At 53.3% G+C, this 13,156-nt stretch carries 10 protein-coding genes and 1 pseudogene; 7 read left to right on the forward strand and 4 right to left on the reverse strand.

The window, feature by feature from the left end:
- The first annotated feature begins 1,079 nt into the window (after positions 1-1,079).
- Both Q8X48_RS23465 and Q8X48_RS23470 read left to right on the forward strand, forming a co-directional pair.
- Positions 1,080-1,811, forward strand: coding sequence for a hypothetical protein (locus Q8X48_RS23465; RefSeq protein WP_407801358.1), 732 nt, complete (start codon positions 1,080-1,082; stop codon positions 1,809-1,811).
- A gap of 396 nt (positions 1,812-2,207) precedes the next feature.
- The gene (locus Q8X48_RS23470; protein WP_407801359.1) at positions 2,208-3,389 is read left to right on the forward strand and encodes a hypothetical protein; all 1,182 of its coding nucleotides are present in this window, start codon (positions 2,208-2,210) and stop codon (positions 3,387-3,389) included.
- 467 nt (positions 3,390-3,856) lie between these two features.
- Here Q8X48_RS23470 and Q8X48_RS23475 read toward each other — a convergent pair whose 3' ends face one another.
- The 3 genes and pseudogenes from Q8X48_RS23475 to Q8X48_RS23485 form a co-directional block, all read right to left on the reverse strand.
- Entirely contained in the window at positions 3,857-6,796 is a 2,940-nt protein-coding gene (locus Q8X48_RS23475; RefSeq protein ID WP_407801360.1) for a DEAD/DEAH box helicase, read from the reverse strand.
- Positions 6,797-6,916: 120 nt separating this feature from the next.
- Positions 6,917-7,111 (reverse strand): annotated as a pseudogene (locus Q8X48_RS23480) (hypothetical protein); the annotation flags it as partial.
- Positions 7,112-7,203: 92 nt separating this feature from the next.
- Complete coding sequence (locus Q8X48_RS23485; RefSeq protein WP_407801361.1) at positions 7,204-7,392, reverse strand: AbrB/MazE/SpoVT family DNA-binding domain-containing protein; 189 nt, start codon at positions 7,390-7,392, stop codon at positions 7,204-7,206.
- Positions 7,393-7,642: 250 nt separating this feature from the next.
- On the opposite strand from Q8X48_RS23485, the gene Q8X48_RS23490 reads away from it, so the two are divergent.
- Together Q8X48_RS23490 and Q8X48_RS23495 are read left to right on the forward strand one after the other, a co-directional pair.
- Positions 7,643-7,993: an ArsR/SmtB family transcription factor gene (locus tag Q8X48_RS23490; RefSeq protein ID WP_407801362.1), complete on the forward strand. Its 351-nt coding sequence runs from the start codon at positions 7,643-7,645 to the stop codon at positions 7,991-7,993.
- A gap of 37 nt (positions 7,994-8,030) precedes the next feature.
- The gene (locus Q8X48_RS23495; RefSeq protein ID WP_407801363.1) at positions 8,031-9,101 is read left to right on the forward strand and encodes a flavin-containing monooxygenase; all 1,071 of its coding nucleotides are present in this window, start codon (positions 8,031-8,033) and stop codon (positions 9,099-9,101) included.
- Positions 9,102-9,154: 53 nt separating this feature from the next.
- Here Q8X48_RS23495 and Q8X48_RS23500 read toward each other — a convergent pair whose 3' ends face one another.
- Complete coding sequence (locus Q8X48_RS23500) at positions 9,155-10,372, reverse strand: MFS transporter (RefSeq protein ID WP_407801364.1); 1,218 nt, start codon at positions 10,370-10,372, stop codon at positions 9,155-9,157.
- Positions 10,373-10,494: 122 nt separating this feature from the next.
- On the opposite strand from Q8X48_RS23500, the gene Q8X48_RS23505 reads away from it, so the two are divergent.
- The 3 genes from Q8X48_RS23505 to Q8X48_RS23515 all read left to right on the forward strand — a co-directional run bounded on the left by Q8X48_RS23505 (position 10,495) and on the right by Q8X48_RS23515 (position 12,930).
- Positions 10,495-10,992, forward strand: a complete 498-nt coding sequence (locus Q8X48_RS23505) for a MarR family winged helix-turn-helix transcriptional regulator (protein ID WP_407801365.1) — start codon at positions 10,495-10,497, stop codon at positions 10,990-10,992.
- A gap of 64 nt (positions 10,993-11,056) precedes the next feature.
- Positions 11,057-11,560 (forward strand): arsinothricin resistance N-acetyltransferase ArsN1 family A, encoded by a 504-nt coding sequence (locus Q8X48_RS23510; protein WP_407801366.1) that lies wholly within the window; start codon positions 11,057-11,059, stop codon positions 11,558-11,560.
- A gap of 14 nt (positions 11,561-11,574) precedes the next feature.
- Positions 11,575-12,930 carry an FAD-dependent oxidoreductase gene (locus tag Q8X48_RS23515; protein WP_407801367.1) on the forward strand — a complete coding sequence of 452 codons (1,356 nt, stop codon included), beginning with the start codon at positions 11,575-11,577 and terminating at the stop codon, positions 12,928-12,930.
- Positions 12,931-13,156: the final 226 nt, after the last annotated feature.

Raw genomic sequence — 13,156 nt, forward strand, 5'->3', positions numbered from 1 at the left:
TATTGCTTCTGCAAGAGTTTTGGATCCCATATTTAATGCGTCGAATCAAAGTGGGATTAAGGGTGTCTCGATCAGTCATGCTTCTCCGTTCGCGACCAGCGATGGGGGGCTATTGACCGATTTCGCCTGGTTTGACGCGCCTGGGCCCGCTTGCCAAACAACTTACGAACTAGCGATTTCGAGGGCTTGCCTGATTGAGGCTGAGACCTTGTTGATTTGGCAGCCATGGCGCGAAGGTTGTGCCGCCCGCGTGGCTATCCAGCTGGCGATGGCGGTACAGGCAAGGGGCACAAGTTCAGCTTGCACTGCAAAGACATGCCGTAAGCATTTCTCAGAAGAGACTAGCGAATCTCCCATTGCCTTGTGCCCATGACTGATTGCTGGCGCCTTCCATTTGCGCGAGTGCCAAGCGCGAGTCCTTGAGTCGCTTGCGTACATCGCGGCCGCTGAAAGGGGAGGTTGTGTTCAAATCATTCTGCGTTCGAGTCATCGCTTGCCCATAGCTAAGCTGTGGAGGGCTCCAGAGTTTTAGGGGGTGAAAGTGTCCGCAAAACGCGACGGTGACACAGTGGACATGGAAGCTTATGAACATGTCTCACATAACACTTGATTTTACAAGTAGGCGATGTTCAGTGTTCATGAGCAACGCTATACCCAATCACCATGGGAATTTTATACGGTCTCTGGAGCTTAATGTTCACAGAATTTTGTTCATGACGAGCCTCCTGTGTCGACGCTGATGCGATTTTGACCCAGGCGGCTGATATTGACTGACCCATAGGCAATTTCTGAGACCACTCGCACGACTATTGTTTGCGGAGTATTGGGGGCGGGCAGTGAAATTCGGCAGCCTGGGTCAAAATCGCATCAGCGCCTACAGGCATTGGCTTGTGGTGGTCATGCACAAGAATGGATATAGTCCGGCCTATTCGCGCAGACTGGACGGTCTGAAGGCTGCCAACGCATGGCTTACCTCGTCCTGGATTGTGTGCAGAACGGGGTGAATGAGCACGAGATCGAATAAGCTTGCGCCTCAGTATATGAGATGTGAAATCAGCCGGGGAGTGGAGCCTAGCCACATGGAGAAGTACACGTTTATTGATCGGTATTTTCACAGCCAGCGCGAACTGTTGGACATCAGGCATTCTGAAGAGCGGGACATCAACACGCTGTTTACCTACCTGAATAACCTCCACTCTACGGCTGATAAGCTGCTTGAACTATTCAACTGCAGCATCAAAACTGCTCCAGAATTCAAAATGCTTCGGATTATCAGAAACTATTTTCACCATGTCGGCGACGTCGACGAAATTCGTCTGCATGTCAAGGTCGAGGAAAATGTTCTCGTTAGCCATTCGCAACACCTTCTAATACCACTAGAAGTGCTCGCAAAAAGCGTAAAATCATTTATCGACAACACGATACCTGACGAAAAAAACAAAAATTACAAAACCAAGTTGCGATTCGTGCAGAAGGAAATGAGTGACATCGCTGAGATCTTCGACTACGTGGCAAATCTCATGAAAGATCTCGAAATATTCTGCCAAAAGCCTAGCCTAAGACTTGACGGAAAGGTCTACGAGCTCGGATTCGATATGTACAAATTCGTTTTCAACATTACGAATACTATTGCAGACAAATGCCGAGAAATCCCAGAGCTTCGCGAAAAGAAGGTGATCCAGGAGCTCGATTGGTCTTATCGTGCTGAAAACAACATAGGCAAGCACGACGTTTTTTGCAGCCCGTTCAACGTACCAATTACCACCACCGAAGGCTTCGTATACGCCAAGGACATTGACCTGGTGCGTTAACTTGCTTGCTGTGAACCGCCTGCTTTCACTTACAGGCGGTGGTTCGCTACAGGGTGCGGGTAAAGGCATATAGGGTTCTGCCAAGTTGTCTATACGCCCGGCGCTGGTAGTTTGTCTACCCGTGGCCTGTCACCGAGCTCATCCAGGAAATGCTTCGTCCTAGAGTAATCTACCCGGTTGACTATGTAGAAGAAGGGGAGTCCGGAGCATATATGGCATGATGATCATTCAGGCTGACATCTGGCGCACGCTGATCTGGAAGGCTTTCGAAATCTGCCCTTTGGAAACTTTTCCCCCAGATCTGCTGGAGTTTCGCCTGTAGCGCGACCTAGGCCTCTGATCTTGCAGTGCCGAAGCCCGGAGCGCGAGGAAGCAAAAAAGACAAGGAGCAACACATTGTCAGCTGAAAACCAACCATCAGAACCCGAAAACCAAAACGAACAAAGCGACTCAATCGATAAGCCTAAAAAGGCCTTCGTGCTCACCGACGAGGCGCGGCGGCGGATGGCGGAATCGGAAAAAGAGCACCGTCGTTACAAGCGTCGGGAGAAGCGGTTTGAGTTCAGCTGGATTTCCTGGTTTTGCGATGAATTTCCGAATGAAGAGGTCAACAGGCCAGCCCTGGCTGAGCGACGCAACACGCGCCAGGAAATGGCGTATCACCGGTTTCGACAAATGACGAGCTGGTCGTTCTGGTCGCGGATGAAGTCTGGCGCCGGAATCAAGCTCGCAGCGGTGGGGGGCTTGGTTGCCGCATTCCTTCAGGCAGCTCCATCGCTGAAAGGCGCGGAGGCGGCGGTCGGGCCCTTGAGCTGGTTGCTGGTCGGCGGGGGCTTCTACTTGTTGGCGGTGATCTGGTTCGAGTGGAAATGTCCGGTTCTGCTAAAACGCACGCTTGCCGGGAAGGATGAGTACCTTGGCATTGAAGGGCGGCGCTGGTTGCTCGCGCTCGTTGAGGATGAGCTGCGACGCTGGTGGAGCGTTAAACACTATGAGCTGGATGTGGGCAGAATTAAGCCAGAGTCCAATAAATACCAGCTTGCGCTCGCAATCACTCAGCATGGTGACATTCCAGCCTACGGTGGCTTTGGTGAATTCGCATCCGCACGGATAGAGTATGCACTTCATGAGTACGCCCAGCTGACATCTACAACGATCTGGCGAGAGGATTCCAAGCCGAACGAGTTCCAGGAATTCATGCCGGGACACCGAATTTGCCCACTCAATACACCTCTGCGTAACATCCATTTGAGTGTCATGAATGGGAGCGAGGTGAAAATGGCTAAGGTAGGCAAGGAGGGCGATTTAGTGGTGCGCTGGTTTGACGGCTCGCTGGATTTCCACTCGGAGCTACCGACGCATCGAAATCTGATGGTGTCTGCCTATGCAGAAGGGCTCATCTATCTGTTTCGCACCGACGCCTCTGCGCTGACATTCACTCGAATTATCGCGCAGTGGCAAAACACGATGCGCCCATTAAGTCGGTTTGTACTTATCAGCTTGTTCTTGGCCAGCGGAGGCTGCTTCGTATGGTTTGTTTTCCTTCAGCTGAAGATTCTGCTGCCCGGCCTTTTGTGAGGTGCTGGCTGATGAAGTTCCAGGCCTGGGTGCATGATTGAGCGCCCCATGCCAAGTTTCGGGCGGCAGTTGAGAACCTGTTGTTCCACATTCCCAGCACGGAATCACGCTCAGGCTTGAGGCGTCGTTGGGGTAACCGGCGAAAGCATTCTCCCAAGAAGCTTGTTTCGTGATTCGCCATGTGGCCGCAGACATATCACGCCGTGGCGCACGCTGCCCACACCCGTTCACCTGTCTGGCCTATTCGTAGTGAAGCTCGCCAAACAATCCGATCATCAAATCGCCGTCCAGAACCTCGAAAGGAAGTTCAAGATCGTCCGATGGCGCGCGGGGTATGGATTTTCCGTCGTGAGGGGCGTTTTTTGTATAGCCTTGCACGCACTCGCTGATTGCTAACCGAGGGGGCAGGGCGTAGGTATTCGACGTGATGTCAGCGCGCCCTTGACAGCTCCGCTGACAGCAAAGCGCTATGGGCTAACGATTACCTTTATGTCCGATCCTGAAATGCTCTTGATGTATGAATAGCTCGTTCCTAAGACAGCCAGCTGCTCGTTCGATATTTTCTGACTTGAGATCGCTGGCTGTACGATCACAAACTTGAAAATCAGCTCGTGGTCGTGACATTTATTGCGCAGTATCTCCAGCTCGAGTGGTGTTCCTTTGAGGATTCTATCGAAGCCTTTGGGAAGCGATTGTTGGTAGCGATCCATCAATCGATCAAAGAATTTTTCGCCGGTGGATAGCCATTTCACTGATCTGGAGGCTTGCCCGCACACCTCATAGACGTCACTGACGCGAGCCCTAGGCGCGGCCACCCCATCCGTCTGAGGGCAGTACTTGCAGTGGTAGAGGTCGATGTAGATAGCATCTTTGCTTTCACGAATTGCGACCAAGTCAGCAATTTCCCCCTTCCCATCATCGTTGAAAACGATTGTGTACTCGTCAACAATTTTGCCGTAGGTGAAACCTTGCACGGTGTCCATGCGTTGCTCCGCCCGCATGGATTCTTGGTAAATTTTTGTTGCCCCCCAATTCCACGGTTCGAGCAGGCCTACAGGCAATCTGATGTCCACACTGTTGGGTGAGTAATGGCGGTAGTTCCCATAAACCATTGACCCGTCTACTCGTAACAGGACAAGCGGCTCCGCATCTAGATAAGAATCAAATGGCATCTCTTGGGAAAAAAGAATTTTCAAGCCAGGGCAGGACGTTTTGTACCCGTCCTCCAGCAGTTTGATGGAGATTGTCGTGAGGCGACGTTCTTCGTCGTCGACGCCGGCAACATATACCGGGATGGCCAAGGTCAGCGCATCCTCGTACTCAGGTTTACCTAGCTCGACATCCAGCAGGTTGAAGCTTTCCCCCTGGAAATACAGAGCGATCTTTTGCTCGTTCTCGATCGCGATAGACTCAGGCCAGTCCGCGTAAAAAAGCCCTCTCGGCCAAGCGTCTTCAATTTTTTCAGCCCGCATGACATTTTTGAGCACGTCGCCCGGGTCTATCGTTGCATCGTTGAGCTTGACCGAAATGTGTCTGCACCACTCGACCCAGTAATTGATTGCGGAGGAGTTCATTTCCCAGATCTTGCCTTTGTACGAGCAGCCCACGGTCGTTCGTTCTCCCCCCTCGAATCCTGTCGCGAAAATATTGGATTTCTTGGCGTTACCTTTCTCAATGTCGCTGATCACCTGGTTGATATCGCGCCCTACATGCATCGTGAACCGAAGATCTTTACGGGCACGCGATAAACCTACGTTCTGCAGTTTCATGAGTTTGATATCGTGAAGTGTGCGGAAGACTGGTTCACCATGGATGCGACGAGGCTCTTTGGCCACAAGATTCAAAAAGCGTGTCGCCTGGCTGTCATCGCCAGAGGTATGGATGAATAGGGTTTTCTGGGCTTCATTGAAGAAAGCCAGGTACAAGACCCAGTTGGTATCGACGATTTCCTCGGTTTGCGCCCATCCAACCAACGTTTCTCGCCGTGTCACCGCAATGACCGTATCGGCTTCGTCGTTGATCGAAATGTAGTGGAGCGCCTCCCTGCGCCCGTCAAGGCTGCGCGCTCGCTCAGGGTTCCACTGCTCGGCAGAAATGTGATAAGCCACCGCGCTAATTTTTGGGTTTGGGTTGAGCCCGAAAATCACATGCGCATCATCACCATCGGTAAACTGCTCGGTGAAGACTTCCTTCTCGATTTCATGGGTGACTTTTTCCTGGCTCACGTCACGGATAACTGCCCCCCAGTCGGCACTCTCTTTGTAGAGCGCTGCCATCTGATGGTCAGTCTTCTGATTGGCGATATTGGCAACGAACTTGGCGTCCCCTAAAGCAGCATCAACCCTTGTCAGCCGGCCAATGAACTGGAGCGTGACAGCTGGACTGCGGTGTTGGTCATGAATTGCGGCGATTTTCAGTTCTGGCAGATCGAAACCTTCGCCAAGCATGTCGACACAGACAATGATCCGATATTTTTTCTTGACGATCTCACCCAGAACCTTGGCCTGGTTCGGTACCTTACTGTGGATCAGGACGGGAGACAGGTCGGCGTGCTGCTTATAGATCTCAAAAAGGTCTGTTGCACGTTTTTGAGATTTGGCCCGTACCAGCATCAGATGGTCGTATCCAGCCTGTAGGTCTGCCCTAAGCAACTCAACAGCCTTGTCAGCAATGGCCTGATCGGACAGATCCAGGTTGTATTCTCGCACCGGGTGAAACTCGATGCCTTTGAAATAGCCATCGAGCTGAGCGTCCCGAAGAGGGTAGCTATAGATGATCTTGCCTTCCAGGGCCAAGCCATCCTCTCGAAATGGCGTAGCCGTAAATTGGATACAGGGTTTATCCTTGAAGGCTGTTTTGATTCGACTCCAGCTGATCGCGGCAACGTGGTGGGCCTCATCGATCATAAGGTGGCTGCATGTTTCCACCAACATGCCTAGCGCGGCCTCGTCGAACAGTAACAAGGCTTGGGGAGTAGCCACAATGATGTTCGCGTATGCCAGTTCAGCAACCTCGACCCCAGACATTTTCGAGCAGATGGCAGCAACGATTGGATTGCGCGCAGTGTCAGACACAGCGCCCACTGTACGAAGCGTCTTCATCTCCGTGCACTTACCCACCAGTTGAGTCCTGAGGGCATCCGAAGGAACTAGGACTAGCGTTCTTGCCATTCTTGCGGCGATTACCAGCGCAAGCATGGTGTCGGTCTTCCCGGTGCCCGTTGGCATTACCACGGTTGCGGTAGAGTAGGGATCAACCACCAGATGACCGAGGGTTGCGTAGAGCGCAGCAAGTTGCGGCTTTCGTAGCCCAGGTGCTTTTGTCGCGGGGTCGTCAAGACTGAAATTGAAGAGATGGTCTTGCCAGCTCTGGTACACATCCGAATGCGTTACTACTACGTCGTCCATGGCAATTACCTGAAGGCAGAGAGGCTGCTAGGGTAGGGTGGCGATATGGTAGCACGCCTCCAGCAATGGCATGAGTTGCCCATCCTCAGAGGACTGCCAATCACCTTTCGGACATGGGCCAGCCAGAATCGCCTCAAAGTGGCAGGCCAAGATGGCGTCATCGATATCCAGATCTCGACTTTTGGCATAGGTGTAAAAAGCCTGGATAGCACGTAGGTGCGCTGCGGCTGTGTTGTATGCACGGTGCCTGAGCTTGAGTTGGACGTAGATGAATGTTTGTCGAATCAGTGGTTTAGACGGCTCATAAACAACTATGACATGACCTGTCGTTTAGTTCGATCGTTGCCGCTTAGATGTGCTGTTCGCGTATGCCCGTTTGAAGACTAGGTAAAGCGCGCCAGTTCGATTCAGTGTGTAGCTGAGTGGTTCGACTTCGGCGTCAGAACTATCGCGCCGTCGATCACTTCTATGGTCAGTACGTCGCCGACGCTCAATCCTAAACTGGCGAGTAGTTCAGGTGGCAAGTCGACGATGACGTCGCCACTTCCATCCGCAGGATCTTGGCATTTCACTGTCCAGCGTTGGGCTTCGGTCATGATGTTACTCACATGCGGGGATGACTCATTATGCTCGCAATGTCTTTGCCGGTTGAAGCGTGCTGCTGACTGGTGATGACTTGTCCTGGCCGTTTGCTGCCTGTCACAAAGGGCAGCAGTCGACCCAAAGCTGACGTTCGAATTCATCATTCTGGAGCTTGCAGGCATTGATCAGGCGCTATTGATATCTGTTGTTGACGCTCATTCGGACAATTGACGCGTGCATGGATATGCACATATAGTCCTCCGCATGACAAACCGAATCTCTACACGTTCCCGTGCAATTGATGCTGCAATCGACTCTCTCGATGGAGCCTTCTTCAAAGCTCTGTGCGAGCCGTCGCGGGTAGCTGTGCTCAAGCGAGTCATGCAACTGGGGCGTGCGGATATCGGCGAGATCGCTGAAGGATTACCTCAAGAGCGTTCAGTGGTGTCCCGTCATCTGCAAGTGCTATTAGAAGCGGGCATCGTCCGTGCTAACAAGGTCAGTCGGCAGATGTTCTACGAGGTGGATGGACCGGCGGTGGTGACACGGCTCGAAGCCATTCTCCAACACATGAAGGGTCTGGCCCCTTTTTGCTGCCCTGGTGCGCCAGAGTAGTTTTTTGTTGTTTTAATATATGCATGAGTGCGCATACATGAGCATAATTAATGAGCCCACGGATGTCATCGTTATTGGTGCGGGCCAAGCTGGGCTCGCGTGCGGTTGGCATCTGCGGCAGCAGAACCTCAGGTTTCTCATCCTGGATGCCGAGAGCCAGCCAGGTGGAAACTGGCGAAATTACTACGACAGCCTGAGACTTTTTTCCCCTGCTGCTTACTCATCGTTACCTGGGATGCCCTTTCCAGCTGAAGCCAAGCATTATCCGCTACGCGATGAAGTCGTACGTTATTTGGAGCAGTACGCGGAGGCTTTCCAGTTACCCATTCGGCAGAACATACGAGTCCAGAATGTGCGAAGGGAGGATGGACTCTTTTTGCTTCAGGCATCTGATGGTCAGCGTTTCTGCTCAAAAGCATTGATCGTTTGCACTGGCGGATTCAATCAGCCGTTCATCCCTGACATTCCAGGGCTGGAGAGTTTTCGCGGGCAACGTTTACACAGTGCTGATTACCGAAATGTCGACGGCTTCAGTGATCAACGAGTAGTGGTCGTAGGTGCTGCCAACTCAGCGGTACAAATTGCCCATGAGTTGGCTCAAGTCAGCAGCGTCGTATTGGCGACAAGGGAATCGATTCGATTTTTTCCGCAAAAGATCCTCGGTGTGGATTTTCATGCTTGGCTCAAGTGGACAGGGATGGAGAAGACTCGTTGGCTGAATGACCAAAGTACTCCTGTACTGGATGATGGCACCTATCGTCGAGCCATGAAGCAGGGACTTTTTGAGCGCAAGCCGATGTTCACCCAGGTAACGTCAACGGGCGTGCTCTGGGCCGATGGTCAGCACACCGAAGTGGACAGTTTGGTTTTCGCGACCGGATTTCGTCCAAACCTGGGTTTTTTGGCAGGTCTACACATGGAGGCCAATGGGAACCTGGCTCCGCGAAATGGGCAGGCGGAGCACGTACCGGGTTTGTATTTTGTGGGATTACCGAAGCAGCGCAACTTTGCTTCGGCCACCCTTAGAGGCGTTGGGCCGGATGCTTCTCACATCATCCCTAGCTTGATGCGCTTCATTCACAATGCATCACACCCCGTGTTCGCTTGATGCCGGGTATCGACTTTCTTCTGCTCAACACTGCGTCTACCGGAACATCGTAATTACCTGCCTTTTTGCGTAGTTGGCAGACGCCAAGTGGCGATGAAACACAGCAACAGAAGCCCGCACATCAGGCTAAGCAGTACCGATGCTCCGAAGCTGTCCAGTACGTAAGCGGCGGCGATGGGGCCGCAAGCTTGGGCGACAAGGACGGGCCTTGCGAGCAGTCCCATTCGTACGCCATATCCTTGAGGCCCGAACAGCGCCAATGGAAGAGTCCCGCGAGCGATGGTGAGGATGCCGTTACCGGCTCCGTAAAGTGCTATCGCCACAAAGGCCAGCCAGGGCAGGCCTGAGATCAGCAGTCCAAGCCCGATCAAACAAAGCAACATGCCGGCTCGTGCGGACCAGGTTGGATGGAGGTTCCTGCCTATGGAAAACTCAGCCACCCGTGCTAGGACTTGCGAAGGACCAATCACCATGCCGATGGCCAAGGCCACAGCAGTCGCGATCCCCAGTTGCTTGAGGACATTGAGCAGGTGCACTGAGATACCTGATACCACCAGCGCCAGTATCGTCAGCATGGCGCCAATCAGTAAGAACAGATGATTGGTGGTGTCGGGGTGAAGTACTGATGCATTGGGTGTTTCTGTAATGACGGGGTGAGGCGGTTGTTTTGTACTTCCAGGAATCAACAGGGCATGAATAGGGAATCCGATTAGCAAGTGAGCTGCAGCGATGGCAAAGCAGGCGCTCCTCCAACCGATCCAACTCTCCAGCCCCGCAATTACCGGCCAACCTATGGTGCTGGCGAGGCCACCTAACAAGGTCAGCCCGGTAATGGATGTTCGAGCCCCTTCGCCGAAAAGACGTCCCAGGGTTGAGAAAGCTGCGTCATATAAACCCGCCGCCATGGCAACGCCGATCAGCGTCCAGGCGACATAGTAGGTGGCAACGTTGCCCGCCAGCCCCATCAGTAGTAAGCCGAGAGCCAGCAGCAGTGAACTGGCGGCAAGGACAGAGCGTCCGCCATGGCGATCAATCTGGCGGCCAACAGATGGCGAGGAGGCTCCGGCTACCAGCAACCCCCAGGACAGGCCGCCCACCACACTGGTGATGGACCACCCCGTCTCTTTGGCTATCGGAGCTGCAAGAACTGCGGGCAAGTAATAGGTCGAGCCCCAGGCAAGAATCTGAGTAAATCCCATTCCCCATACGAGCCTGGAGCGATTGATCGGGGGATGAATCTGCTCTGGATGTGTCACGACTGGCGCGCTCATTTTTAGTTGTCAGTAACAACAAGCTAGCGCCTTCCTCTGGGGACCGTCAACCTGAAGATCGGTGTTGACGATTCTAAAATACGAGGATTATTGTTGCAGCTAACAACTAATTTGTGGCGGTTATGACGAAGCTTAAAAACGATCAACTGACCCAGGATTCCGAAGACTTGTACGAGGCTTTGAACCAGCTTGTTCGCGTCTATCAGTTCCGTGATCGTGACCGGATCTGCTGTTACGACGTGTCGGTGACCCAGTGCTATGCCGTCGAAACGCTGGTTAAAAGGGGCGCATTGCGCCTTCAGGTCTTGGCGGAAGAGATGTTCTTGGACAAGAGTACGGCGAGTCGAGTGATCGATACCCTGGAACGCAAAGGGTATGTGTCCCGCGTTGAGGATGATGAAGATCGGCGCGCAGTGCGAATCCAGGCAACGGATGCTGGGCGTGAGTTATACGAAAAAATCAGGGCAGACCTGATTGCTGAAGAACGAGCGATGATCGAGAACCTCTCGGCCGAGGCCAGACAGGGAGCGTTGAGTTTGCTCAGGCAGATTACGCGGGCCACAGAAATTCGCTGCGGGCTCGCGAGCGAGTGCTGCCCAGCCGTGAAGAACAAGGATTGAAAAGGGAAGAATTTCCCTTTTTTGCCAATAATGTTGTTACTGCCAACGTAATGGGCCTCCAACGATGCGAGTTCGTTTAGCTGAACCCAAGGACACCGTTTCTATAGCAGCCATCTACAACCAGGGCATCGAGGAACGTAGCTCTACGTTTGAAACTGCCCCTCGAAGCCCGGCGGACATGCTTGATCGCATCAACGCAATGGAGCGTTATCCAGTGTTGGTCATGATCGATGAGGCGGATCAGGTTGTTGGCTGGGCTGGACTCAGTAGTTATCGCGGCCGTGCCTGTTACGACGGTATTGCGGATTTTTCCATCTACCTGGACCGCAGCGTTCGCGGCCAGGGACTCGGCAAACAGTTACTTCAGTCACTGCTGAAAGAAGCCGAAGTTCGCGGATTCTGGAAAGTCCTTTCACGCATTTTCACCTTCAATCACGCCAGCCTCGCATTGTGCGAAACCTGCGGTTTCCGCCAAGTTGGGGTGTATGAAAAACACGCCTGCCTTGAAGGACGCTGGCTCGACTGCGCGATTGTCGAGCGCCTGTTCCCGAACAATCAGCCAACCTGAAGAAGGAGTTGATCATGGATAACGCTCACCTTCCCGTCGCCATAATCGGTGCCGGTCCAGTGGGACTGGCGGCAGCTGCTCACCTGCTGGCGCGAGGTCTCACGCCGCTGATTCTGGAAGCGGGCCCGAAAGCGGGGTCCAGCATTGAAAAATGGGCGCATGTGAAGATGTTCTCTCCGTGGCAGTTCAATGTGGACAAGGAGGCGGCCAAACTTTTGCTGGCCGATGGTTGGACTCCACCACCGGAGAGCGAGTATCCAACGGGCCGTGAACTGCTGGATTGCTTTGTTCGACCTCTCGCGGACCTCGATCAGATCAAGCGTCACTTGCAGCTCAATACCCGTGTTCTGGCAGCCACTCGCGTCGGTCAGGATGTGATGAAGACTCAGGGCAGATCAGCAGCTCCTTTTTTACTGCGTGTCTCAGGGTCAGCGGGTGAAGAGAATGTGCTGGCCAGTGCTGTCATTGATGCCTCGGGCACCTACCTGACACCAAACTGGATGGGCGCCCATGGCATCCCAGCCTTGGGCGAGATCGAGCATGCAGCGCACATTGCATACGGCATTCCGGATGTGCTGGGTCGTGCGCGGAATCGCTATGCCAACAAAAGAGTGCTGGTGGTGGGTGGTGGTCACTCCGCGTTTAACGCCCTACAGGATCTGGTGCGTCTGATTCAGGAGGCACCGCAAACCAAAGTGCTCTGGGCGATCCGTGGTAATTCTCTTGAGCGCATTCTGGGTGGTGGTGCGAATGATCAATTGGTAGAGCGCGGAAAGCTCGGCCTGAAGATTCGCCAATTGCTAAGTGACGGCGTGATCGAGTTGTTCAAAAACGTCGCTATCGATCAGGTTGTAGGCAATGGCCAAGGGTTGGTTGTGAAGGCGGGAGACCAGATACTTCCACCAGTGGACCAAATCATTGTGGCGACTGGATTCCGACCTGACATGAGCCTGCTCGCCGAGTTGCGTATCGCACTTGATCCCGCAACTCAAAGCGCAGTGTTGCTCGCTCCAATGATCGATCCCAACGAGCACAGCTGCGGTACGGTCAGACCTCATGGCGCAATAGAACTTGCCCATCCTGAGGAAGGTTTGTTCATTGTTGGAATGAAGAGCTACGGTCGGGCGCCTACGTTCTTGTTGATGACGGGGTATGAGCAAGTTCGCTCTGTCATCGCGGCGCTGGCGGGTGATTGGGATGCGGCCAAAAGGGTTGAGCTGATCCTCCCGGAAACGGGCATTTGCAACTCGGATTTCGATGAAGTCGAGGATCGCTTGAAAGCTTCGGCAAGTCAGACGTCTGGTTGTGGCACCGCAAAGACAATCCTTGAGGCCGCGCCTCGTACCTCGCCGGTTTGTTGCAAAGCCTAGTGCGCAGCAACTTAACCCGCCCTCGATGACCGGGGCGGGTTAAGGGCAACCTTATTATTTTCTTTTGCACGTCCAGGTAGTCCTTGAGCCAAGGAGCGACCTATTTCTGCGTGAGTGACAGATTCATTACAGAAACCATATATACACCGCCGCAGATATTTGAAGAGACACGGAAGGCTGGCTAGCGCCTTAATACACAGCTTTCATTGAAGGTGCTCGACGGAGT

This window comes from Pseudomonas sp. QLc11A, from assembly GCF_052112305.1.
In the GTDB taxonomy this organism is placed as follows: Bacteria; Pseudomonadota; Gammaproteobacteria; order Pseudomonadales; family Pseudomonadaceae; genus Aquipseudomonas; species Aquipseudomonas laurylsulfatiphila.